Here is a 23719-nt window from a genome sequence, read left to right on the forward strand (position 1 = left end):
CCCAAATAAGAGGTACGCGTTTTTATTATTGACGTAATGGTGATAGAAATTCTGCTGGTAGTTTTTCTTTATGAACAACATAACCCTCAGAAACATGGACTTCGTGCATTTTATCATTGTAGGTAAATTTGAAAATACCATTGTCAAAGTCGGTGCCAATTTCTTTGAAAAATATACCCTCAATTGATACATATTTAGGGCATGTAAATGCTACCTTAAAGTCTTCGTGTTCCTTGATTAAGTAAGCACGTACACCTTTTTCATATGTATCGTTTGCATCATCATCGGTTGGTCGTTGAACTGCAACGATGTGAAAATCAACAAAAGGAACCTCTTTTAACAGAACATTTAGGAATGAGCCTTTTGTGATCTCTTCCCAACGACTTTGTGCACTTTGCCCAACTATGATTTGTGAAATACTGTAATTTTTGGCCACTTCCGCAATTACTTTTTGTATTGGGCGTTTTTCATTATCCTGTAATATGAACTTTTCAACTTCGAGCTCATCAGATAACTTTTTCCATTGCTCGATGTAGCTAGATTTCTCTGCATCAAACTCATCAAGGGGTTGCGAATCAACCGAAAGAATATAGAGTGGGCAATCTAGCATAGTGGCCATTTTATGCCCACGACGTATTAAACGTTCACCGTTAAGACCGTAGTAAACACAGACTAGAATACTTTCATCCAAACGCCCTTTTACATGCCTCATAAAAATTTACACCTCTTATCCTTGTTGTTATTTTGCTGTTTTCACTGTTCGTTTTGAAAAAATTATCCTAAAACAGCTAAAATTGATGCTGTTACAGTGCATTATGCTTATTTATATTGTATACTTAAAATGTATAAAAGTTATTGCCAATATATCTGGAAAACCTTTAGGAATTAGGTTTATCTCTATGCTTTACAGTTATTTGACTTATGCATCTCGTGCATTTGAACCAATTGCTTCTATATGCCACACTATTATGAAGGGAGTTAAATAGATAGTCAAGTCTCTTGGCATGCCTTGGAGGTAGTGAGTCTAATTTTGAATAATGTTTATCTATTTATTACTTCTAAATCCATGCAGAAGCTAAGGACAATATGACATTGATCACTCAGGCTACATAGGATATTGAAGCTCATCGTCTGAGTTCCCCCTGATTCATGCAGTACGACCGCAGAAAACTACGACTGAATTCATTCATACTCCAAAATATATGTTGAATGATAAGAATGCTGTAATAACTAGAGTGTCTTCACCGCACAAGTTAAATCTTAGATGCTACTTCGACACGCCACTTATTTTCCGATTTCTAAGAGTATATTCTTTAATACGAGAAAATCAATTTTAAAGATTTCTGATATATTAGTTAAGCTTTCTGGATAACAACTCTTGATCATCTTTGAGGATGATGAGATACAAAAAGACTTTAGTATTTTTCAGTGGGTATCTAAACGTTTGCTGAATAAAGTTAGGGTCTCCAGCAAATGTTATAGATTTTTTTGTGCGCTAAGTAAGTATAAGCGTAGTAACTATAGCAGATTTGGGAATACTTTATTATCGACTATAATGCTACAATCTTTCGCACCATTCCAAATCTAACAGCAGTTTGCTGGACGAATATGATAGTAGGAGGTTTTCATTTGGTTACAGTTCTCATTGCGATACTTTTACCATTTGTTTGTGCTGCGCTTATTCCATTACTTTATAGGCGACTAAGGCGTATTGCACATCTTGGCTGGTTTGTTTTATCCGTTCCATTCATTTTGTTTCTTTTACTCGCGCGCTACGTTCCCCAAATGGCCGAGGGTAAAACGTTTATTCATACATATGAGTGGATTCCCTCTTTTAATATAAATTTCACAACTTACCTCGACGGACTCAGTATGATTTTTGGTTTGCTGATTACAGGTGTAGGTAGCTTAGTCATTTTATATTCTATTTTTTATTTATCAACGAAAGAATCTCTTCATCATTTTTACTGCTATTTGTTACTATTCATGGGCGCTATGCTTGGCGTCGTCTTTTCAGATAATTTAATGGTATTGTACACGTTTTGGGAGTTAACAAGCGTGTCATCCTTCCTGTTAATTGCATTTTGGCATCATCGTAAAGCATCCCGTGCTGGTGCGAGAAAAGCCATGACAATTACTGTATTTGGCGGTCTATCAATGCTTGCAGGCTTCTTAATGCTCTATGTGGCATCGGGAACATTTAGTATTCGTGAAATAGTAGCCAATATAGGGGTTGTACAAGATCATACATTATTTATTCCAGCGTTAATCCTTATTTTACTCGGCGCATTTACAAAGTCTGCACAGTTTCCTTTCCACATTTGGTTGCCTGATGCAATGGAGGCACCAACACCAGTCAGTGCCTATTTACATTCGGCAACAATGGTGAAAGCAGGTATTTATATAGTTGCACGTTTTTCTCCAGTATTCGGAGGAGAGGCTGTCTGGTTCTGGGTGGTCAGTGTGATTGGTCTTGTAACATTGTTCTGGGGCTCATTCAATGCCGTACGTCAAACGGATTTAAAGGCGTTATTGGCCTTTTCAACAGTTAGTCAGCTTGGGTTAATTATGAGTTTATTTGGACTAGGATCGGTCGGTCATTATTACGGTTATGCTGAAAATTCCATTATATATACGCAGGCAAGCTTTGCGGCGTTGTTTCATCTTGTTAATCACTCCACATTTAAGGGTGCACTATTTATGATGGTCGGTATTGTCGATCATGAGGTGGGGACTCGGGATATTCGTCGTCTCGGTGGTTTAATGGCATTGATGCCTGTAACGTTTACAATTGCAGTTATTGGCGGTTTTTCTATGGCTGGTTTACCTCCGTTTAATGGTTTTTTAAGTAAGGAAATGTTTTTTACGGCGGTACTCGCTATTCGTAATGTAGAGGCCTTTTCAATAACTGATTTAGGATTACTATTTCCAATCGTGGCGTGGTTGGCAAGCATCTTTACATTTGTCTACTGTATGATCTTAATTAGTCGTACGTTCTTCGGAAAATTACAGCTAGATAAGATGGATAAAAAACCGCATGAGGCACCGCTTGGGATGCTAGTTTCTCCAATCGTTCTATGTACCTTAGTAGTCGGGATTTTCTTTTTCCCTAATGTGCTAGGTCATTATATTTTAGAACCTGCTATGGCGAGTATTTATCCAACATTCCCTTCCACTACTGAATTAACACCACATATTCATGCGTGGCATGGCATAAATGCAGAGTTAATAATGACTTTCGGTGTAATCATTATTGGGGCAATCTTATTTAAAACGTTAAAAAGGTGGAAGCCCTTATATCGCATTTTTCCACAGAGATATACATTCAATACGTATTATACTCGCATGATTGAGTTTAGTGAAAATAGCTCAGCGAAGTTAACAAATCGCTATATGACAGGCAATTTAACACATTACTTTGTCTATATCTATGTATTTTTTATTGCCCTTATTGCAGGCTATTTTATTTGGTCGGATGCGATGGCATTTAATTTTGCCATGGATTCCACAATTGAGTCCTATGAGCTAATTCTTGTGTTTGTAATGATGTTCGCAGCCGTATGGATGATTTTTGCAAAGGGTCGTGTAACGGCAATGTTGTTGAATGGTGTGCTTGGCTATTCGATTGCATTTTTCTTCGTAATTTTCCGTGCTCCTGATTTAGCATTGACTCAATTAGTGGTTGAATCGGTGACAACTGCGTTATTCCTTCTATGCTTTAAATATTTACCGGATTTAATGCCTGAAGCCTCCCATAAAAGAGCGCAATGGTCGCATGCAGTTATTTCCATTTTCGTTGGAGCAACTGTAACGATCGTAGGCTTAGCAGTTGTCCACTTCGATCGTTTTGAGCCTGTTTCTACTTATTTTAATGATGCCTACGAACTTGTAGGGGGTTCAAATATTGTCAACACAATACTAGGTGATTTCCGTGCATTTGATACCATGCTAGAAGTTGTCGTTCTTCTAATTGCAGGCTTAGGGGTGTATACACTAACGAAGCTTAAGCCGCGAAGGGAGGAAACGGATCATGAAAATTAATGACGTTATTTTACGTACTATTACAAAGACTGTCGTATTCATTATTTTAACCTTGGGTGTTTATTTATTTTTCGCAGGGCATCATGCTCCAGGTGGGGGCTTTATAGGTGGCCTCGTGCTTGCCTCTGGTATTGTTCTATTGTATTTAGCGTATGACATTGAAACAGTGCATAAAGGGATACCATTTGATTTTAAAAAAGTTGCAGCGCTCGGTGTCTTACTTGCTACGGGCACAGCAATCGGATCACTTTTTTTTGACGTACCATTTTTAACACAAGCACATACCTATATTGATATACCGATATTGGGAAAAATGGGCTTTTCGACCGTAACCGTTTTTGAAGCCGGTGTAGCTTTAACTGTTGTAGGTGTTGTGGTCACAATTATTTTAAGCATAAGTGAGGATGAGTAGCCAATGGAGTCTTTAATACTAGTTTTAGTTGGAGTATTAGTAGCTGTTGCGACGTACTTAATCCTCTCAAAACAGTTATTACGCGTAATTTTAGGAACTGCAGTATTATCGCATGCAGCGCATTTATTGATTTTAACGATGGGTGGTCTGAAAAAGGGAGATGTGCCACTTTTAGAAGAATCAGAAGGTCCTTATACAGATGCGCTACCTCAAGCTTTAATTTTAACTGCAATCGTCATTAGCTTTGCAGTGACTGCGTTCGTCCTTGTTCTCGGCTATCGTGCCTATAAAACCAATGGCACAGGGAATTTTGATGAAATGAGAGGTAAGCCGGATGAGTAATATGATTGTTTTACCATTGATCGTGCCGGTCATTACGGCAATTTTACTAGTATTTTTACGTGAAAATATAATCTTACAGCGCATCATTAGTTTAATGACATTAAGCTTTGTTGTCCTTATCAGTGTTGTCTTACTACTAGAGATTCAGGAACAAGGTGTGATGCGAATTGACTTTAGCGGCTGGGCACCCCCGTTCGGCATTTTATTTGTTGCCGATTCATTCGCAGTCTTACTTGTATTAGTAGCCAATATAGTTGCAGCAATTTGTTTGTTATATGCAGTTTCCACAATTGGCAAAAACTATGAAAAGATGTACTTTTATCCCTTTGTGCTACTCATGGTGGCAGGGGTCAATGGCTCATTTTTAACAGGCGATATTTTTAACTTGTTTGTGTGCTTTGAGGTTATGTTACTTGCTTCTTACGCACTTATTAGTTTAGGTGGCGATAAGATTCAGTTACGTGAGGCGCTAAAGTATGTCCTTATCAATATTGTTGCATCTTGGATTTTCTTAGTGGCCTTAGCATTTTTATATGGAACCGTAGGAACGTTAAATATGGCACATATTTCTGTCCGTGTTATGGAGGCAGGGGCTAATCCTCTTATTACGACTGTGGCGCTTATTTTCTTAATCGTCTTTAGCTTAAAGGCTGGATTATTATTATTCTTCTGGCTTCCTGGATCGTACAGTGCACCACCAACAGCTATAGCTGCCCTTTTCGCGGCACTATTAACTAAAGTAGGAATTTATGCTCTTGTACGTACCTTTACATTACTTTTCCCAAATAATACTGAAGTTACTCATGCAGCACTTGGAATTATGGCAGGACTTACTATTATTGCTGGATGTATGGGGGCACTTGCAGGGCGAGATGTAAGAACAATTGCTTCTTATAACGTTCTTATTGGTGTTGGATTTATTGTAGCTGGTCTTGCCATAGGTACAGAGTCTGCGCTACAGGGCGTAACCTACTATTTAATGCATGATATGGTGGCAAAGGCCATGTTATTTTTAGCAGTCGGGATGATGATGTATGTTACCGGTGAAACGGTTATCGATAAAATGAGTGGGCTTATTCGAAATTATCCTCTTTTTGGTTGGTTATTCTTTATTGTCATGTGTTCACTTGCGGGGATACCACCGTTAAGTGGCTTTTTGGGTAAGGTATTAATTGGACAAGGAGCTATAGAGGGAGGAAATTTTGTTCTACTAGGTCTAGGATTTTTATCAAGTTTAATTGTTTTGTATTCACTTTTACGTATATTTCTCTCATCATTCTTCGGGGAAACCATTATTAGTCTTGAGGATGAGAAGCCCTTACCCAAACGCATTGTGTTGCCATTAACATTGTTGGCAGCTTGTACAATTGGATTAGGTATAGGAGCGGAATGGATGGCACCATATGTAACAGACGCAGCAGAGACACTCTATAAGCCATCGATTTATATTGATGCAGTGTTGGATGGCGAAACATGGCAAGGTGAGGTGAGTAAATAATGGCGATGCAGTTTATTTTAAATTTATTTATCGCAACACTTTGGTTATTGTTACAGGATGAAGTGATTCCACAGTTTTCAACATTTTTAATGGGTTTTATCGTTGGTATGGGGATTTTATATGCCATGCATCGCTTTTACGGCACACAATTTTATTTAAAGCGTGTGTTTTCGATCATTAAATTATTATGGCTCTTTAATTGGGAGCTACTATTATCGAGTTACAGCGTGTTAAGACAAATTACTACTCCGAGGCTAAAAATTACGCCTGGTATATTTACGTATAAAACAGCACTCAAGGGAGATTGGGAAATAACAGCGCTTGCGTTATTGCTCACTCTTACTCCAGGTTCAGTAGTGATGGAGGTTTCTGAGAAGGGAGATATGTTCTATATTCATGCAATGGACATTGAACAATCGAAAGATGCTGTAATTCGTTCAATAGGGAAATTTGAACAAGCGATAATGGAGGTGACTCGCTAATGATTGAAAATATTTTACTATTGGCTCTCGCATTATTCAGTGTATCAATTGCGTTGTCACTGTATCGTGTCATTCGTGGTCCATCGTTGCCCGACCGCGCCATAGCACTTGATACAATTGGTGTTAATTTACTTTCTGCAATTGCTATCGTTTCGATTGTATTGAAAACAAAGGCGTATTTAGAAGCAATCTTAATATTAGGTATTTTAGCTTTTATCGGCACGATTGCTTTTACAAAATATATTGAAAGAGGTGTGATTGTTGAACGGAAATCAAATGATTGAATGGGGGGCAGTCATACTAATTTTGATTGGTTCTATTGTTAGTGTTATTAGTGCATTTGGGATGATTCGGTTACCAGACGTTTACACACGTTCACATGCTGCAACAAAAAGTTCGACATTGTCAGTCTTAACATGTCTATTGGGTGCATTTGTTTATTTTTGGGTACACGATGGATATGTGAGCGTACGTTTAATTTTAGGTATTATCTTCGTCTTTGTAACAGCTCCTGTGGCAGGGCATTTAATATGTCGGGCTGCCTATCGCTCTCGCGTACCTTTAGCAGAAGGTTCTGGTGAAGACGAACTAAAGCCAAAGCTATTTCCAAATGAAAAATAATATAATGCGAAAAACCTCCATATTATTGGGGGTTTCAGTTTGTCGACAAAAGAATAAATATAAATTAATGTTCTTCAATAAGCAGAGGTTGATTTTCATAATCGACAAACTGCACAAAAACTATTATAGCTATGATTAAAAATAGGGTTTGATTATTTCTATAAGAAAAAAACGAGGTAGTTTCGGCGCTCGTCACAACATATGGAAATGGCGGGGCATGCCGATTATATTGCATACAGTTTTAAATAGCGTTTGTCTACAGTTTGAAACCTTCATAATTATTGAAGGTTTTTTTATTTGTTGAAAAATTCTTCAGAAGTCCATTAAAGTCGTGCCTAGAAATTTATTTTTTGGAATTATGGCGAGAAAGGGATAAAGATTGAGAAATCGGAAAATAGTAAAGTAATGTTTATCTTCTTCAGCAGAAATTGATGCTGAAGCTGAAAAAATTTATTGATTTATCAGAAAATTATGTGTATAATATTTTGTCAAAAAATTTTTAGTTTAACTTGATTATTATTTCAAAAGGGTATATCTTAATTAGCAGATAGATTTTTTATTCTCTCTTATGAATAAATATCCATTTGACTAATTTCGAGAACTAGATTCTCATGTACAATAAAAAATAACTAAAAGGAGATCTTTGAATATGAAAAATAAATTTTTCGTGCTAATGCTAGTTCTAGTAATTGGTGTACTAGCGGCATGTGGCGCAAAAGAAGATAAAACTACAAATGCTGGTGCAGGCACAGAGCAAAAGCAAGTATTAAAAGTCGGTACTTCAGCTGATTATGCACCATTTGAATATGTTGATGCTGCAAAAGGTGAAGAAATTATTGGTTTTGATATAGATTTAATTAAATTAGTTGGTGAAAAAATTGGTGTAGAAATGCAAGTTCAGGATATGGACTTTAATAGCCTAGTACCAGCTCTTCAAGCAGGTAAAATTGATGTGGTTATTTCTGGTATGTCACCGAATGAAGAACGCGAACAAGTTGTAGACTTCTCTGATAAATATAATCAAACAGAGCAAGTGGTCATTGTGAAAAAGGATATCGGAATCAACAAAGAAGCCGATTTAGCTGGTAAAAAAATTGGTGTGCAAACAGCTTCTATCCAAGAAAATTTAGGTAATGCTATTGCTAAAAAAGTAGATGCAAAGGTTGAAGGGCGTACACGAATTCCTGAAATAATCCAAGATATGATGTCTAAACGTTTAGATGCTGGGATTTTAGAAGGCGGCGTTGCGAAAGGTTATTTGAAAACAAACGATAAATTAGTAGCATTCCCTGTAGAAGAGCAACCAGAAGATTTCAAAGCAATTGCTGTTCCAAAAGGTAGCGACTTAAAAGATAAAATTAACAAAGCATTAAAAGAATTAGCTGATGAAGGTAAAATTCAAGAGCTAGAAGAAAAATGGTTAGAAAAAGCTGAATAAGTTAATTGAACTGCGATAGCTCTATTTTGGGCTATCGCTTGTGCTTTTCATTTCCCAAATAGAAGAAGAGAAAGGAGGGGACGCTGTGAATTTAGATTTTACAGCTATCATTCCCTCTATTCCTTATATATTAAAAGGAATAGGTGTTACACTTCAAATTGCATTTGGAGCTTCAATCATCGGTTTTATAGTAGGTATTTTACTAGCATTATGTAAAATTGGTAAAGTGAATGCTTTACGTTGGTTTGCAGATTTTTATACGTCGATTTTCCGTGGAACACCACTAGTCCTACAATTGTTAATTATTTATTACGCTGTGCCACAGTTATTAGATATTCAAATTGAACCAATTCCAACCGCAATTATTGCGTTTGGGTTAAACTCAGGTGCTTATATTTCAGAAATCATCCGTGCGGGTATTAATGCAGTTGATAAAGGTCAGATGGAAGCGGCACAAGCACTTGGTATTCCATATGCAAAAATGATGAAAGATATTATTATTCCACAAGCAGTAAAAAATATTTTACCTTCTTTAGTAAATGAATTTATTACATTAAATAAAGAAACAGCAGTTGTCACAGTTATTAGTGCACTTGATATTATGCGTCGTGCTTATATTGTTGGTGGATCAACATATCGCTATCTTGAGCCTTTACTATTTGCAGGTGTTATCTACTATATTATGACGCTTGTATTAACGTTCCTTGGTAAACGAATCGAGAAAGGAATGAGAAAAAGTGATTAAAATTGAAGATTTACACAAATCATATGGAAAAAATGAAGTACTAAAGGGTATTACAACCGAAATTAAAGAAAAAGAAGTAATTGCTATTATTGGACCATCTGGATCTGGTAAATCAACATTCCTTCGCTGCTTAAATTTATTAGAAGAGCCGACGAGCGGAAAAATCACAATTGCCGGTGATGTACTGGCAGATAAAGGGACAAATATTATGAAAGTACGTGAAGAAGTTGGTATGGTATTTCAACATTTTCACCTTTTTCCTCATAAAACAGTACTTGAAAATTTAACATATGCTCCTATCAATGTGAAGGGGATCGACAAGTCAGCTGCTATCAAAAAGGCAGAAGATTTACTAACGAAAGTAGGTCTATTTGAAAAGCGCAATGAGTATCCGAACCGTTTGTCTGGTGGCCAGAAGCAACGTGTTGCCATTGCTCGTGCGCTTGCGATGGATCCTAAGGTAATTTTGTTTGACGAGCCTACCTCAGCTCTTGATCCTGAAATGGTAAAAGAGGTTTTGGCTGTTATGAAAAATCTTGCGGATACTGGGATGACGATGCTAATCGTAACGCATGAAATGGGCTTCGCACGTGAAGTGGCTGACCGTATACTATTCCTTGATGGCGGTAAGTTAATCGAGGATGCATCACCAGAAGAGTTTTTCACATCACCATCTACACAGCGTGCGAAAGATTTCTTAGAAAAAGTATTATAAAATGGAAAAACGCATTTAAATGCTCAAAAAGGAGTATCTAAATGCGTTTTTTTAAATAAAGAAACATAATAAGCTTCTTATGCAATCCATGAATTTTAAGTGTATGTGCTTACATTTACTTTGTTTTATGCTTATAATAGGAGGGTCAGATTTTATCTTCATTCAGTAGAAGCTCCCACCTTTGAAGGTGGTGAGGTGAATGCGGATGTTGTTCCTTTTAAGTGGGTATCCCAACACCTACTGAATAAAGATAAAGCCTCCGGCGGATGTCACGGATTTTCAAAGGAATGAATTGTGCTGGCACAATTCAAAATCCGGACGCAATTACGCCAAGGCGAAATTGATCTGATGAAAAAGTAGCCACAAAGTGAGCGATTGCGATTGAAAAAATTATTATATGTAGCTTTTTTTGGTGTTTTTATAGTCATTTTTTTGTACGTAAACAATCACTGGCTGGTTGTAAGCAAGTATGAATTCGAGTCTGAAAAATTGCCTGCCAGATTCGATGGGCTACGCATTACACAAATATCAGATTTACAGGATGCTCTCTTTGGCGAACAGCAAGAGAAACTCATAGCAAAGGTAAAGACAACAAATCCTGACCTGATTTTTATTACAGGTGATTTAGTTGATAGTAATCGTTATGATTTGGAGCGAAGCTTGCAGGCTGTTAGAGGATTAGTTAAATTAGCGGATGTCTACTATGTACTAGGAAACCATGAAGTAGCGACGAATAAGGTTAATGAAATTTATGAGGAGCTATCATCGTTAGGTGTACATGTGTTGTCCAATGAATCGACTGTCATTGAGCGCGACGGGGAGCGCTTGGCGATTATTGGCGTAGAAGATCCGTTATCGGGTAGAACAACGAAAGAAATGCTAAAGATAGCAACAAGAAATGTTCAACCAAATGTACTAACGATTTTACTAGCGCATCGACCAGAAGTGTTTAATACGTATGTGGAGTTTGGAATTGATTTAGTATTTGCAGGACATGCACATGGTGGACAAGTTCGGATTCCAGGTATTGGTGGAGTCTTTGCACGAGGACAGGGAATATTCCCTAAATATACGGCAGGTGTTTATGAGGAAGAAACAACAACTATGGCCGTTAGTCGAGGATTAGGTAATAGTACAGTACCTATCCGAATTTTTAATCCACCAGAGATACTTGTAATGGAATTAAAGAAAAAATAAAGCACTGCGTTTTTACTGCGCAGTGCTTTCTATTTGTTTACGTTCAATATGTTTCACAAGATAAATGCTTATTTCATATAAAATAATCATTGGAATTAATACGAGTAGCTGACTAATAAAATCTGGTGGTGTAATTAAGGCAGAGCCAACTCCCATCACGATATAAGACCAGCCTCGTATTTTTTTCATAGCTTCAGCAGTTAGAACGCCAATAGACGATAAAAAGAGGGCTACGATTGGTAACTCAAAGAGTAGTCCGAGTGGTACAGTGGTCATAACTAAAAAGTGCATATATTCACTTGCTGATACCATAACATCAAAGTTAGTCGCTCCTATGCCTACTAAAAAAGAGTAGCTGAGTGGATTAACAATAAAGTAACCGAATGCTACACCCAATAAAAAGAGTACGAGCATGACAGGTGCATAGAGACCAAGAAAACGACTTTCTTCTTCCTTTAAACCTGGTTTTACAAAGTTCCATAAAAAATGAACTAGAAATGGCATGGAAAGTCCGAAAGCCAGTGTAGTGGAAATTGTCATGTAAAACTTGACTACCTCTAACGGTCCTAAAATAATGAGTGAATGTCCTCGTGTTACATAAGGGAACCAAATATTAATGGTAGAGAATACGATAATAAAAAATAAAATAAAGACAAATAGCCCTTTAATAATTTGTTTTCGTAATTCTATAATATGTTCAAGCGACGATGCTATAGGAAAAAGCGGCTCATCTGCTACAATATCCTGTTCAAATGCTGCCATTGGAACTTCAACAAAAGCCTCCACTGGTGTGAGAGGCTCAGCTTCTTTCTTATCAAGCGGACTTAAATATTTCTTTTTTCCATCTTCATATGGATCCATAGGAACACCTCCTACGAAGCATCAGATTTTTTTTCGACTTTTTTCTCTGAATCATCATCGTCCTCGATAAGCCCCTTAGTGGACTTTTTAAACTCTGCAAAAGTTTTACCCACTGCACCGCCGATTTCTGGTAATTTTTTTGGACCAAACACGATTAAGACAATCACTAAAATGATGATTAATCCTGGTACTCCAATTGCTCCAAGACCTCCCATAGTCTTGCCTCCTTTTCAAAAGATGTCTAAACAAAACGATTGCTTTTACACTAAAGAACCGCCTGATTTGCTATATTTCACAACACCTTCTGCGCAGCGGTAGGCTAGTGCTCCTAAAGTACCTGTTGGATTATAACCACTATTGTGCGCGAAGTTTCCAGCACTCACAGCAAAAAGATTTTCTACATTCCAATGCTGCAGGTAGTTATTGACTACGCCATTCTCAGGCTTTAAGCTCATTACGGTTCCGCCTGTATTGTGTGTCGTTTGATACGGCACAATATTGTAATCAGTGATTTCTGCATTTGGCACAACGATCTTGGCGCCCATCTCTTTCATTATGTCAGCCGCGCGTGCCGAAATATATTTATGAAGCGCGCGATCCTGATTTGTAAAGTTGTACGTTAACTGTATTAGAGGTAAGCCGTAAGCATCCTTATACGTAGAATCAAGAGACAAATAATTTTCTTTATGGGGCATTGAAGCACCCTGTGCACCAATCCCGAATGAGCGTGTATAGTAATGAATAGATTGCTTCTTAAACTCTGGCCCCCATGCTGGCGTATCAGGGGGTGTTGGGTTCGAGCCGATAGGGCGCGCACCTGTTTGTGTGAGAGCTATATTTCCACCGTGAATAAAATCTAAGTCACTATGATCGAAATTATCGCCATTATAGTCATCTATACTCATACCGAGTGAACCTGCACCCATAAATGTGTTATATTGCTCATCAAAAAATCCTGTTGCCCCAGGTAGTATTTGGTAGCAATAGTTTCTTCCAAGTGTGCCTTTTCCAGTAGCTGGATCATATCGCTCCCCAATGTTAGAGACCATTAATAGTTTGGCATTATTAAAGACATAACTAGTAAGTACAACGGCGTTTGCAGGTTGAATAAATTCTTCACCAGATATTGTATCGATGTATCGGACACCAGTTACTTTATTGCCTTTCTTTAAGATTTCAACAACATTGGAATTATAGCGTAAGTCAAAATTACCTGTTTTTAATGCAGTAGGAACAACAGTAACCTCTGCAGATGATTTGGCGCCGTATTCACAACCGAAGCGCTCACAGAAGCCACAATATTGACAAGCGTTAATCGTTTCACCATCAGGGTTCTTATAAGCTTCTGATACGTTTGCAGAAGGTACCATGAAAGGCGTCAATTTCAATTTTTTAGTAGCCTCTTCAAATTGCTGAAGCATTGGTGTCATTTTCATTGGCCCTGTTGGATAGGGGTTTGAACGTTTGCCGCTAAATGGATTTCTATCATCTCCAGAAATACCGGCCGTTTTTTCGAACTTGTCGAAATAAGGCTCGAGTTCATCGTACGTTAATCCCCAATCCTGTAATAAATAATCAGGTCCAAGTTTATTCGGACCATACCGTTTGTCTGTTAGCGTTTTAATTTGAAAATCATAGGGCAAGAAGCGATATGTCATACCGTTCCAGTGTGTACCGGAACCACCAAGCCCCTCTCCAAGTAAAAATGAGCCAAGCTGACGCATAGGTAATGCTTTCATGTTACGATTATTGCGAAAGCTCACAGTTTCCTTTGATAGATTTTGCATTAAATCATAACGAATTGCATAACGATACTCGTCATGGATAGTCTGATAATCTTCTGTTCCACGTTTTTGACCACGCTCTAAACCAACGACTTTTAATCCGGCCTTCGAGCACTCTGCAGCAACAATGCCGCCAGTCCAACCGACTCCGACCGTTACAACGTCTACTCCTGGTAATGTTTGTACCATTTTCTACCTCCTTGAATTAGTGGCTACCTAATGAATTAGGCTCAATTTTTTGGAACTTTGGATCTTCGATTTGCGTAATATACGCCATTTGGTGACCAGGAAAGCCCTTCATTCGCCAACCATCCATATTGCGATTTCCACCATATATAGGATCAGAGTAAGCGCCCTCTAAAGTAGCTGCACGTAATAATGTAAAGAAGAATGCAGACGTTACACCACTCATTTGTACTTCACCTTTCTGGAAGGCAGTTAAAATTTCATCCATTTGCTTACCATCTATATCATTAAAGCTCTTTTTATAGCGATTCTGTGCTTCCGACTCCAACATTCTAACGCCTTGTTTGAAAATTTCTGCACGTGTTAAGCGACTCTGATATCCCTGTGTTGGAGCACCTTCAGCAAATGGTCCATGCATATATTCTTTAGAATTACTACCGTATTGCCCTGCTAGCTGTTGGTCAATAAAATAAGGTACATCCAAGCCCTTTGCACCTGGCCCTAAATCATCTTCAGGAAAAATACGTTCAGTAGCATTTGCTAAAATATTAAAATCTCTTTGATTCATAAAAAACATTTTAGCTTTTGGAGATCCGGTAACTTCAGTAGCAGTTCCGTGCTGACCATGTTCTAGTGTGGTAGTTCCTCTACCAGGTATGTTATAGCCTACTAGACCTCCTATTATTCCGCCGCCAACTAATGTTCCTGCAGCGATCCCTGTGGTTTTTAAAAAATCGCGACGTGAGACATTCTTTTCTGTACTCATAGAAATCCTCCCCACAAAATGGTATAAAAACTATCCTATTTTTTATAATCAGCAAAAAAAGTAAATTATAATCAAATGCCTATGGAAAAAAATTTAATTTCATCCAGTGTAGGAATGTATTTCGAAATATGGGTACTAAGATGAAGGGCGGAAAACACTAAAACGAGGGGAAGAATATGTGGATCAAAGATATTAGTTAATACGGAGTTTATACGAAGCCATCCAAAAAATTAAACTATAAATGAAAATGGGAGCTGTCCAATTATTGGACAGCTCCTACTTTATGTTAATGATCGATTAGCTAAGTATTTCTTGTACAGCCTCAAGTAGCTGTTCTTTAGAGATAATGCACTCACCGCCGCCTTGTACCATTTGATCATTGCCGCCACCTTTTCCATTGATCAGTGGTAATGTTTTTGCAGTAATGTCTTTCATACTTCTTTCTACTTTAGCCCCACGTGCTGCGACAAATTGTAGCTTGTCTTCAGTTTCTGAAACAAGTAGTACGATAGTGTCTGTCTGCTCCGCGACAATAATTCGAGCTAATTTTTGAAGCTCTTGCATAGTGCGGTGAAGAAAGGCGGCAGAAATAATTCGTTCGTTACTAGAAATGAGTGCTTTTGCTTCAAACTGTAGCAGTTCTTCTTTCGCAGCAGCAAGCGCTTTTTCTGTATTTCTCTGTGTAGTTAAGATTTTGGCAAGAGCTGTAGCCGCTTCTGCTTCAGGTACGCTTAGTTGTTTTGCAACATCAGCTAATACTTTTTTTCGCATGGCAAGCTCTGCTAATACGCGTTGTCCACAGACAAAGGAGACACGAATATTGCCCTTCATTTTTTCCATACCAAGTATTTTTATCGCGCTGACTTGTCCTGTGGATGTCGGATGGGTCCCGCCACAACCGTTGTAATCAAAATCAGGAATAATAACTAGTCGGATATCTCCTGTAACAGCTACATCTTTACGTAATCTATAGTTCTCAAGTTCTTTTTCAGTAATCCACTTCGTTTCAATTGGGCGATTCTCTAAAATAATCTCATTGGCACGGGCTTCCGCCGCTACAAGCTGTTCTTCTGTTAGAGCGTTCACGGCAATATCAATTGTGACCTGCTCACTACCCAAGTGGAAGCTAACAATTTGTGCATCGAAAAGCTCGACAAAAGTAGCCGTTAAAATATGTTGCCCTGCATGCTGTTGCATATGATCAAAACGGCGTTGCCAATTCAATTGTCCATGCACTTCTCCAACCAAAGTTAAAGAGTCGCCTTGAATATAATGACGAATTTCATCATTAATTTTTTCAACATCAATGACCTCGATATCATTTAAAGTACCAGTGTCATGAGGTTGTCCTCCTCCTGTTGGATAAAATGCAGTGTTTGATAGCACCACGTAGTTACGGCCATTTTCGTCAGTTCCTTTATTTTCAACCGCTGCTGTAAATTCACGCAACATTACGTCTTGGTAATATAGTAGCTCTTTCAAGAAAAAAAAGCCTCCTTTTATGTAGAGTATCCTTAAGAGAAGCATGTCTCTCAATAGTTCCATTTCATTGTGGCATAATTACTTATAGGTGTATACGGGGTTTCTAGTTGACCCATGATGAATTTGATTTAATATATAAAAGAACAGGTAAATATAAAGGAGCTAGTACAATGGAAATTACACAATTCTCAATGGAAGAAATTTTAGACCCAACAAACATTATTGAAGGTAAGCGTTATGAATTTATTTTAGATGTTGATATTGATGAAGAAGATGAGCTTTATCATGAAGTAGGAATTGAGATTCGTGTTCTAATTGCTGAAAAAGGAGAAGAACCTTTTATCTTAAATTACTTTGTCATGGAAAAAGCAGAGGGTGAGTATTTAGATTTTGCGTTAGAGGATGATGAACTAGAGGAAATACTAACATTCTGCAAAGAGGAAATTGCAAAAGTATAATATGCCCTTGAATGGAGCAGGTAAAGGAAAAATTCTTTACCTGTTTTTTTCTTCATTCAGCAATCTTTACTGTGCGAAAGCGAAGCGACAGCAACAAATGTTTTTTGTATCGAAAGCGTAGTGGTAGATACAGAAGACTCCTACTTCTGCAGGTGGTGAGATGAATGCGGTTTTGATTCCTTTTCAGTAGGTGTCCAAATCCCTGCTGAAATAGAGGAACTCAGTCTAAGAACGCCACGTCCTGTGGCAATTTATCTGTGCGAAAGCGAAGCGACAGCAACACACGACTAAGTGACCAACATCACGTTGGCCCAAAGCCCCCGGCGGATGTCACGGATTTTGATTTGTGCCGGCACAACTCAAAATCCGGACGCAATTACGCCAAGGCGAAATTGATTTAAGAATTATGTAAGATGGGTGAAATATTAGTGTTGTGTTTAAGGGCTATAATAGGTTTTAGATAAAAAAAAACGGGGATTTTAAACGAAGAGGTGCTTTTATGTCAATTTATACACAACCTATTATGGTAGCTTTCTTAATAACAATAGTTTTATCATTCTTACTATTTGTACCTTGGCTTATTTATACGTATCGGAAATATGGCTACTTATCTGTATCCAAAACCATTATTATGTGGTCATTTATTTTTTACTTTTTATCGGCACTATGCTTAGTTTTACTACCTTTCCCAGAAACACGTGATACTTGTTCTCTACAAGCCTCAGATACAGTCCATTATAATTTGCATCCTTTTCAATTTGTCGTTGATATTTTAAAGAATAGTGGGATTGTTCTTACGGATCCATCAACATGGCTTTATATCACAAAACAGCCTGCTTTTTACCAGGCGTTTTATAATTTCTTACTGCTCATGCCATTTGGCGTATACTTATGTTATTTTCTTAAAAAAAGAGAGTACTGGAAGCGTGCATTTCTACTTAGCTTTTTGCTAACATTATTTTATGAGGTAACCCAATTTACAGGGATTTATGGCATCTTTAATTGTGCGTATCGAATTTTTGACGTAGATGATTTAATGCTTAACAGTGTTGGGGCATTATTAGGTTTCTTTTTAGCACCTGTTGTGTGGGCGCTGTTTCCTTCTCATGAAGAAGTGGCGGCTAAAGCAGCAGAAATGGCCAAAAAAGATATCGTCAAGCCATTATCTATTTTATTAGCACTAGCAATAGATTTATTTATCTCACATTTCATTTTGTTCATCATAGGTGCTGTAACAGGCTATAGTGGTATTTTTGAATTTTTGGTGAGGATTTCCTTGTATATGTTGCTATTTGGTGTTGTTCCTAATTTAACAAGTGGCGCAACGTTAGGGATGAAGGTTATGCGATTTACGATGGTAAGTGAAAACGGCAAAAGTATTGTAAAACAATCTTGGCGCCGTTGTGTTGCCATTCTCGTGGTAGTATGTACTTCGGAGATAATAACAACTATAGGTCATATTCAATTAGATATGGATTCACCATTTTATGTACTGCAAATTGTCATTACTTTGCTAGCCTTTATAGCAAACCTTGTTTTAATGATGGTTATAGCTATTCATGTAATACGTGTCATTGTCAGTGGAGGCAGACACCGTTTATATATGGACCATTATGCAGGATTAATAGCAACGAGAAAAAAATAAGGGGGATTGTTGGATGAAGTACGTAATTATCGGGGGAGATGCTGCCGGAATGTCAGCAGCAATGGAAATATATCGAAATGTACCAGGAGCAGAGATTACAACTGTAGAACGTGGATTTATTTATTCATATGGGCAGTGTGGCTTGCCTTATGTTGTAGATGGACGTATTTCATCGACAAAGCGTCTCATTGCAAGAGATGTAGAAACATTTCGAGATAAGTACGGCATTGATGCACGTGTTGGTCATGAAGTTAACAGAATTGATGTAGATAAGCAGCTTGTTTTAGGAACACAGGCCTCTGGAGAACCATTTGAAATTCCCTATGATAAGCTTCTTATTGCAACTGGCGCAGATCCTATTATGCCGGTGAAAAAAGGTGCTGATTTAGCAGGAATACACATGGTGAAAACGATACCGCAGCTAGAGGATTTACTAGCCGATTTAACGTCAGACATAGAGAGAGTAACCATTATAGGTGGCGGCTATATTGGGCTAGAAATGACCGAGACAATTCATGCTTGCGGTAAAAAAGTAAGATTGATTCAACGAGGTAGCTATCTTGCAAGAGTTCTAGATGAAGAGCTTTCACAACATGTTCATGAGGAAGCCAAAAAGAACGACATTGAGCTTTTGTTAAATACAAAAGTAGAAGCGTTTGAGGGCAGTCAACGAGTTGAGCGTGTGATTACGGATAATGGTGAATTGGAGGCAGATTTAGTCATTTTGGCTGTAGGCATTAAACCAAATACACAATTTTTAGAGGGGACAGGCATAGCACTGGCTAAAAACGGCGCAGTTATCGTCAACCGGCATTTAGAGACATCTATCGAAAATATTTATGCCGCTGGAGATTGTGCAACGCATTTTAATATTGTAAAAGAACGCTTAGACTATGTACCACTTGGGACGACTGCTAATAAGCAAGGTCGTTTAGCGGGACTCAATATGTCAGGTAAATTTGCACCGTTTCGTGGCATAGTTGGTACGTCTATTTTAAAGTTTTTTAATTTAACCATCGCTACGACAGGTATAAATGAGCGAAAAGCAAAAGAGCTAGGTTTTGAATTTGAGGCATTTAAATTGTCTGCCCGTCATATTGCGGGTTATTATCCAGGAGCTCAACGGATGTTTATTAAAATTGTGGTTCGTAAGCGGGATCAGCAGCTATTAGGCGCACAAATTGTTGGCCCTGCTGGTGTTGATAAGCGTATCGATGTTTTTGCGACAGCCCTATACAATAAAATGACGTTACCAGATTTACTAGATTTAGATTTAGCTTATGCCCCACCTTTTAATGGCGTATGGGACCCGCTACAGCAAATTGCAAGAAAAAATGGACGTTTATAAATGGGGGAGACAAAATGAGCATCTACGACATTCAGGTTGCTTTAGAAGATGGTACTGAATATAGTTTAAATCGTTATAAGGGTATGGCAATATTAATTGTCAATACTGCTTCAAAATGTGGCTTTACACCGCAGTTTGAAGAATTAGAGGGTTTATATAAGAACTATCAGGATGAAGGTCTTGTTGTTCTAGGTTTCCCATCAAATCAGTTTAAGCAAGAGGTAGCGACTGCTGAGGAAGCGGCGTCCCAATGTCGTTTGACATATGGAGTGACATTCCCTATGCATCAGATGGTGAAGGTTAATGGTAAGGATGCACACCCTATTTTTGAATATTTAACATCTCATTCAAAAGGTTTTCTCGGCAATAGTGTAAAGTGGAATTTCACAAAATTTCTTGTGAATCGTAATGGTGAGGTTGTTGGACGCTATGGTTCAGCTGATAAGCCAAGTAGTTTTGAGAATGATATTAAAAAAGTATTAGCATAATAAAGTTGAAGGATTCACGCACAGTTTGTGTGTGAATCCTTTTTGGTCGATAAAACGCGAAAGTTTTTCGATAAAACACATAAAAGTTTCGAGAAAGTGCGAAAATTTCTCGATAAATTGCCCATGATTTAAGGTTGTTGTAAGCTTGCGACAAATTTGCTGTAAGTTTGAGGTCGTATACTAAAGTCAGAAAGAAGAGGTGAGCGTTTATGACGCCATTATTAAAGGTACAAAATGTAGAAAAAACTTACGGCAAGGGCGCAAATACATTTACAGCGCTATCGAATATATCATTTGAAGTAGAAAAAGGAGAATTTGTTGGTGTAATGGGACCTTCAGGGGCTGGGAAATCGACGCTACTAAATGTGTTAGCTACAATTGATACACCAACGACTGGTGAAATCGTTATTGGTGATACAAACTTAGCACGCATGAAGGATGCAGAGTTAGCTGATTTTCGTCGTGATAATCTAGGGTTTATCTTCCAAGACTATAATTTACTCGATTCTTTAACAGTTCGTGAAAATATCGTACTACCGCTCGCTATTGCAAAGGTGCCAACAAAGGCTATAAACGCAAGGGTAGAACGCATAGCTACACTGTTTGGAATAAAAGAGTTGCTCGATAAGTATCCGTATCAAATTTCAGGTGGTCAAAAGCAACGTACAGCGTCATCACGTGCGTTAGTAACAGAGCCTAAGTTAATTTTTGCTGATGAGCCGACTGGTGCTCTTGATTCAAAATCAGCAACAGACTTACTTGAAAGTTTAAGTGATCTAAATCAATCTCAGGCTGCCACTATTATGATGGTTACACATGATGCATTTGCTGCGAGCTTCTGCCAGCGCATTCTATTCATTCAGGATGGACAGCTTTCTAAGGAAATTCATCGAGGTACACAAACAAGGAAGCAGTTCTTCCAAGAGATTTTACAGGTGCTTGCTGGCATCGGAGGTGGAGTAAATGACGTTATTTAGTTTAGCGCGTAAAAATATTCAGCGCAATTTGTCGAATTACTTTTTATATATCGCCTCGATGGTCTTTAGTATCGTCATCTACTTTACATTTGTGACATTGAAATATAATGATGATCTCTCATCATTAAAGCAATTTTCACAGCAAATTAAAGGATTGATGAGTGCATCATCTGTTGTGCTATTGTTCTTTATCGTCATCTTTATGGCGTATTCCAATTCGTTTTTTATGAAGAAACGGAAAAAGGAAGTAGCACTTTACTCGCTATTAGGCGTGCGTAAGCAGAAAATTGGCTTAATGCTCTTTTTTGAGAATTTAGTGATCGGCCTTGTCTCTCTAGTACTAGGAATTGTTCTTGGATTCTTTATGTCACAAGGGTTAATAATGATTTTAGTACGTTTGATGGGCTATGAGGTTGTTGGAAATTTAACATTTTCATCTGAAGCACTAATAAATACAACTGGGATTTTTGCGCTATTATTTTTATTCACATCCTTACAGGGCTATCGTGTCATTTATCAATTTAAATTGATTGACCTGTTCCATGCTGAGAAGCAAGGAGAGAAAATCCCACGCGCATCATTATTAGCAGCTATTCTTGGGGCAGCGCTAATTGCATTTGGTTACTATACAGCGTCTTCAGATATCTTTACGAGTAAAATTTGGAGATTCTTCACAGTACTAGGTACTCCATTAATGGTTATAGGTGTGACAATTGCAGGGACATATTTATTATTCCATAGTGTTAGCGTATTTGTGTTAACAGCACTGAAGAAAGCAACAGCGTGGTCATGGAAGGGCTTAAATTTAATTGGTGTGTCACAATTATTGTATCGCATTCGAGCAAATGCTAAATCACTTTCTATCATCGCTATTTTAAGTGCGACAACAATTACAGCAGGTGGCGGCGTGTTTGGAATGTACTACAATTCAGAAGCATCTGTACGTCAAATGCTACCAAACACATTTATGTGGAAGGGCGATACAGTACAATTTTCTCAAGAAGATGTATTATACAATGAATCGCTTTCTGTGAAAAATTTACGTGTTGATAATGAATTTTCGTTTTTTGAATATACATTATTAAAGGAATCCGACTATAATCATTTAGCAAAATTGCAGGGGAAAGATAAAGAACTGCACATTGCAGATGGTTCAACAGTTTTACTTGATGCAAGTTTCGATGAACGTTTTTCACATGATTTTACGGGTGAAGAGTTTAAATTGGAGAACGGGGAATCATTCCATGTTGATAAGATGTATACGGAGAGCGTATTAAACTTTTTGCCAGCTGGTACAGTTCTCGTTGTTAATGATAAAGAGTTCGCGGCAACAAATGCAGAAGATATTAAAATGCAGGTTGTGGGTATGGACAATGACTTGAAACAACAAGCCATTTCAAAGGAGATATACAATCATCTATCTACAGAACAACAGGAAGGGTTTTCAAGTGTTCCGCAAAGTTATGAGGATAGTTTAGCTACTGTGGGATCACTATTGTTTGTAGGAAGCTTTTTAGGATTAGTATTTTTAGCAGCGACAGGAAGCATTATTTACTTTAAAATTTTAACAGAGGCAGAGGAAGATAAGTCTAAATATGCAATTTTAAATAAAATCGGTGTTAACAAAAAACAAATTTTAAAAACAGTTGCAGGGCAGGTTGCAGTTATCTTTAGTGCACCACTCGTTGTTGGGATTGCACATAGTGCATTTGCGCTGCTAGCCTTTTCACGGCTATTTAGTATGGATATAACTAAACCAGTAATACTGTGGATGATTGCTTATTCAGCAATTTACGGCATATATTATATCTTTACAGTTCGTTCATTCTATAAAATTGTTAGACAGGAGAATTAATATGAAAAAGGTTTTCTTAGGTATAGGAGCATTGTTCTTATTGTTCGTAGCAGGTCTTGTTGTTCTGATGACCGTAGATTTTAACCGTTTAAATAAAGAAGCATACTATGTTCATATCACTACTGATGGTGAAGTAGAGGAATTCAAGGGAAGTAACGGGGAAATACGGAAATCATATTGGTACGAGCTACCTGCTTATGATAAAAAAGGTGAAGAGCAAACATTAAAGTTTTCAGCTCAGAAAAATTTACGTCACGATGCATATTTGAAGCTTTATGTAAAAAAAGAATCGGAAGTTACATCATATGATGAAGTAAAATTCCATGAGCTACCTACAAAAGTACAAGAGCTAATGAAGAAATAAGGAGAAGGAGTAGT

The 23719-nt window shown here is 37.8% G+C and carries 24 protein-coding genes; 18 read left to right on the forward strand and 6 right to left on the reverse strand.

All coding sequences use genetic code 11. The annotated features are described in order from the left end of the window. Positions 1–25: 25 nt before the first annotated feature. Entirely contained in the window at positions 26–712 is a 687-nt protein-coding gene (locus ACIQXF_RS15545) for a histidine kinase (RefSeq protein ID WP_402784266.1), read from the reverse strand. 917 nt (positions 713–1629) lie between these two features. Here ACIQXF_RS15545 and ACIQXF_RS15550 point away from each other — a divergent pair. The 11 genes from ACIQXF_RS15550 (at position 1630) to ACIQXF_RS15600 (ending at position 11491) form a co-directional block, all read left to right on the forward strand. Beyond that, positions 1630–4041, forward strand: coding sequence for a Na+/H+ antiporter subunit A (locus tag ACIQXF_RS15550; RefSeq protein WP_402784268.1), 2412 nt, complete (start codon positions 1630–1632; stop codon positions 4039–4041). After that, positions 4031–4453 carry a Na(+)/H(+) antiporter subunit B gene (locus ACIQXF_RS15555; protein WP_402784270.1) on the forward strand — a complete coding sequence of 141 codons (423 nt, stop codon included), beginning with the start codon at positions 4031–4033 and terminating at the stop codon, positions 4451–4453. Before ACIQXF_RS15550 ends, ACIQXF_RS15555 begins: the two co-directional genes overlap by 11 nt. A gap of 3 nt (positions 4454–4456) precedes the next feature. Continuing rightward, positions 4457–4795 carry a Na(+)/H(+) antiporter subunit C gene (locus ACIQXF_RS15560; RefSeq protein WP_402784272.1) on the forward strand — a complete coding sequence of 113 codons (339 nt, stop codon included), beginning with the start codon at positions 4457–4459 and terminating at the stop codon, positions 4793–4795. Next, complete coding sequence (locus ACIQXF_RS15565; RefSeq protein ID WP_402784274.1) at positions 4788–6293, forward strand: Na+/H+ antiporter subunit D; 1506 nt, start codon at positions 4788–4790, stop codon at positions 6291–6293. The genes ACIQXF_RS15560 and ACIQXF_RS15565 overlap by 8 nt, the downstream gene beginning before the upstream one ends. Further along, positions 6293–6775 (forward strand): Na+/H+ antiporter subunit E, encoded by a 483-nt coding sequence (locus tag ACIQXF_RS15570; protein WP_402784276.1) that lies wholly within the window; start codon positions 6293–6295, stop codon positions 6773–6775. The genes ACIQXF_RS15565 and ACIQXF_RS15570 overlap by 1 nt, the downstream gene beginning before the upstream one ends. Beyond that, positions 6775–7059, forward strand: coding sequence for a Na(+)/H(+) antiporter subunit F1 (locus ACIQXF_RS15575; protein ID WP_402784278.1), 285 nt, complete (start codon positions 6775–6777; stop codon positions 7057–7059). The genes ACIQXF_RS15570 and ACIQXF_RS15575 overlap by 1 nt, the downstream gene beginning before the upstream one ends. Next, entirely contained in the window at positions 7037–7396 is a 360-nt protein-coding gene (locus ACIQXF_RS15580; protein WP_402784280.1) for a Na+/H+ antiporter subunit G, read from the forward strand. The genes ACIQXF_RS15575 and ACIQXF_RS15580 overlap by 23 nt, the downstream gene beginning before the upstream one ends. Positions 7397–8045: 649 nt before the next feature. Continuing rightward, positions 8046–8834 (forward strand): transporter substrate-binding domain-containing protein, encoded by a 789-nt coding sequence (locus tag ACIQXF_RS15585; protein WP_402784282.1) that lies wholly within the window; start codon positions 8046–8048, stop codon positions 8832–8834. A gap of 85 nt (positions 8835–8919) precedes the next feature. Next, positions 8920–9579 carry an amino acid ABC transporter permease gene (locus ACIQXF_RS15590; protein WP_402784284.1) on the forward strand — a complete coding sequence of 220 codons (660 nt, stop codon included), beginning with the start codon at positions 8920–8922 and terminating at the stop codon, positions 9577–9579. Further along, positions 9572–10294, forward strand: coding sequence for an amino acid ABC transporter ATP-binding protein (locus tag ACIQXF_RS15595; RefSeq protein WP_402784286.1), 723 nt, complete (start codon positions 9572–9574; stop codon positions 10292–10294). Before ACIQXF_RS15590 ends, ACIQXF_RS15595 begins: the two co-directional genes overlap by 8 nt. A 381-nt stretch (positions 10295–10675) precedes the next feature. Next, positions 10676–11491: a metallophosphoesterase gene (locus tag ACIQXF_RS15600; protein ID WP_402784288.1), complete on the forward strand. Its 816-nt coding sequence runs from the start codon at positions 10676–10678 to the stop codon at positions 11489–11491. A 12-nt stretch (positions 11492–11503) separates the two neighbouring features. Here ACIQXF_RS15600 and tatC read toward each other — a convergent pair whose 3' ends face one another. From tatC to ACIQXF_RS15625, 5 genes are all read right to left on the reverse strand, one after another. After that, positions 11504–12352, reverse strand: a complete 849-nt coding sequence (gene tatC / locus ACIQXF_RS15605) for a twin-arginine translocase subunit TatC (RefSeq protein WP_402784290.1) — start codon at positions 12350–12352, stop codon at positions 11504–11506. Positions 12353–12363: 11 nt separating this feature from the next. After that, positions 12364–12567: a twin-arginine translocase TatA/TatE family subunit gene (tatA, locus tag ACIQXF_RS15610; protein ID WP_402784292.1), complete on the reverse strand. Its 204-nt coding sequence runs from the start codon at positions 12565–12567 to the stop codon at positions 12364–12366. Between the two features lie 45 nt (positions 12568–12612). Continuing rightward, positions 12613–14325, reverse strand: coding sequence for a GMC family oxidoreductase (locus ACIQXF_RS15615; protein WP_402784294.1), 1713 nt, complete (start codon positions 14323–14325; stop codon positions 12613–12615). Between the two features lie 16 nt (positions 14326–14341). Then, the gene (locus ACIQXF_RS15620; RefSeq protein WP_402784296.1) at positions 14342–15088 is read right to left on the reverse strand and encodes a gluconate 2-dehydrogenase subunit 3 family protein; all 747 of its coding nucleotides are present in this window, start codon (positions 15086–15088) and stop codon (positions 14342–14344) included. A 297-nt stretch (positions 15089–15385) separates the two neighbouring features. Further along, positions 15386–16570 (reverse strand): alanyl-tRNA editing protein, encoded by a 1185-nt coding sequence (locus ACIQXF_RS15625; RefSeq protein WP_402784298.1) that lies wholly within the window; start codon positions 16568–16570, stop codon positions 15386–15388. Positions 16571–16740: 170 nt separating this feature from the next. On the opposite strand from ACIQXF_RS15625, the gene ACIQXF_RS15630 reads away from it, so the two are divergent. The 7 genes from ACIQXF_RS15630 to ACIQXF_RS15660 all read left to right on the forward strand — a co-directional run bounded on the left by ACIQXF_RS15630 (position 16741) and on the right by ACIQXF_RS15660 (position 23705). Next, positions 16741–17028, forward strand: a complete 288-nt coding sequence (locus tag ACIQXF_RS15630; RefSeq protein ID WP_402784300.1) for a DUF6509 family protein — start codon at positions 16741–16743, stop codon at positions 17026–17028. A gap of 499 nt (positions 17029–17527) precedes the next feature. Continuing rightward, positions 17528–18673: a VanZ family protein gene (locus ACIQXF_RS15635; protein ID WP_402784302.1), complete on the forward strand. Its 1146-nt coding sequence runs from the start codon at positions 17528–17530 to the stop codon at positions 18671–18673. A gap of 13 nt (positions 18674–18686) precedes the next feature. After that, on the forward strand, positions 18687–20021 hold the full coding sequence (locus ACIQXF_RS15640) for an FAD-dependent oxidoreductase (protein ID WP_402784303.1): 1335 nt from the start codon (positions 18687–18689) through the stop codon (positions 20019–20021). A gap of 14 nt (positions 20022–20035) precedes the next feature. After that, positions 20036–20509: a glutathione peroxidase gene (locus ACIQXF_RS15645; RefSeq protein WP_402784305.1), complete on the forward strand. Its 474-nt coding sequence runs from the start codon at positions 20036–20038 to the stop codon at positions 20507–20509. A 209-nt stretch (positions 20510–20718) separates the two neighbouring features. Then, on the forward strand, positions 20719–21486 hold the full coding sequence (locus tag ACIQXF_RS15650) for an ABC transporter ATP-binding protein (RefSeq protein ID WP_402784307.1): 768 nt from the start codon (positions 20719–20721) through the stop codon (positions 21484–21486). Then, entirely contained in the window at positions 21473–23341 is a 1869-nt protein-coding gene (locus tag ACIQXF_RS15655) for an FtsX-like permease family protein (protein WP_402784309.1), read from the forward strand. Before ACIQXF_RS15650 ends, ACIQXF_RS15655 begins: the two co-directional genes overlap by 14 nt. A 1-nt stretch (position 23342) precedes the next feature. Further along, entirely contained in the window at positions 23343–23705 is a 363-nt protein-coding gene (locus ACIQXF_RS15660; RefSeq protein ID WP_402784311.1) for a YxeA family protein, read from the forward strand. Positions 23706–23719 lie beyond the last annotated feature (14 nt).

Source organism: Lysinibacillus sp. NPDC097231, from assembly GCF_044761885.1.
Classification (GTDB): Bacteria; Bacillota; Bacilli; order Bacillales_A; family Planococcaceae; genus Lysinibacillus.

Excerpts from the sequence above, each read along its gene's own strand:
- tatA (WP_402784292.1), bottom strand. The coding sequence starts at position 12,567 with ATGGGAGGTCTTGGAGCAATTGGAGTACCAGGATTAATCATCATTTTA.
- ACIQXF_RS15620 (WP_402784296.1), bottom strand. The coding sequence starts at position 15,088 with ATGAGTACAGAAAAGAATGTCTCACGTCGCGATTTTTTAAAAACCACA.
- ACIQXF_RS15560 (WP_402784272.1), top strand. The coding sequence starts at position 4,457 with ATGGAGTCTTTAATACTAGTTTTAGTTGGAGTATTAGTAGCTGTTGCG.
- ACIQXF_RS15545 (WP_402784266.1), bottom strand. The coding sequence starts at position 712 with ATGAGGCATGTAAAAGGGCGTTTGGATGAAAGTATTCTAGTCTGTGTT.
- ACIQXF_RS15585 (WP_402784282.1), top strand. The coding sequence starts at position 8,046 with ATGAAAAATAAATTTTTCGTGCTAATGCTAGTTCTAGTAATTGGTGTA.
- ACIQXF_RS15660 (WP_402784311.1), top strand. The coding sequence starts at position 23,343 with ATGAAAAAGGTTTTCTTAGGTATAGGAGCATTGTTCTTATTGTTCGTA.
- ACIQXF_RS15575 (WP_402784278.1), top strand. The coding sequence starts at position 6,775 with ATGATTGAAAATATTTTACTATTGGCTCTCGCATTATTCAGTGTATCA.
- ACIQXF_RS15645 (WP_402784305.1), top strand. The coding sequence starts at position 20,036 with ATGAGCATCTACGACATTCAGGTTGCTTTAGAAGATGGTACTGAATAT.
- ACIQXF_RS15630 (WP_402784300.1), top strand. The coding sequence starts at position 16,741 with ATGGAAATTACACAATTCTCAATGGAAGAAATTTTAGACCCAACAAAC.
- ACIQXF_RS15570 (WP_402784276.1), top strand. The coding sequence starts at position 6,293 with ATGGCGATGCAGTTTATTTTAAATTTATTTATCGCAACACTTTGGTTA.
- ACIQXF_RS15565 (WP_402784274.1), top strand. The coding sequence starts at position 4,788 with ATGAGTAATATGATTGTTTTACCATTGATCGTGCCGGTCATTACGGCA.
- ACIQXF_RS15640 (WP_402784303.1), top strand. The coding sequence starts at position 18,687 with ATGAAGTACGTAATTATCGGGGGAGATGCTGCCGGAATGTCAGCAGCA.
- ACIQXF_RS15655 (WP_402784309.1), top strand. The coding sequence starts at position 21,473 with ATGACGTTATTTAGTTTAGCGCGTAAAAATATTCAGCGCAATTTGTCG.
- tatC (WP_402784290.1), bottom strand. The coding sequence starts at position 12,352 with ATGGATCCATATGAAGATGGAAAAAAGAAATATTTAAGTCCGCTTGAT.
- ACIQXF_RS15615 (WP_402784294.1), bottom strand. The coding sequence starts at position 14,325 with ATGGTACAAACATTACCAGGAGTAGACGTTGTAACGGTCGGAGTCGGT.
- ACIQXF_RS15555 (WP_402784270.1), top strand. The coding sequence starts at position 4,031 with ATGAAAATTAATGACGTTATTTTACGTACTATTACAAAGACTGTCGTA.
- ACIQXF_RS15635 (WP_402784302.1), top strand. The coding sequence starts at position 17,528 with ATGTCAATTTATACACAACCTATTATGGTAGCTTTCTTAATAACAATA.
- ACIQXF_RS15650 (WP_402784307.1), top strand. The coding sequence starts at position 20,719 with ATGACGCCATTATTAAAGGTACAAAATGTAGAAAAAACTTACGGCAAG.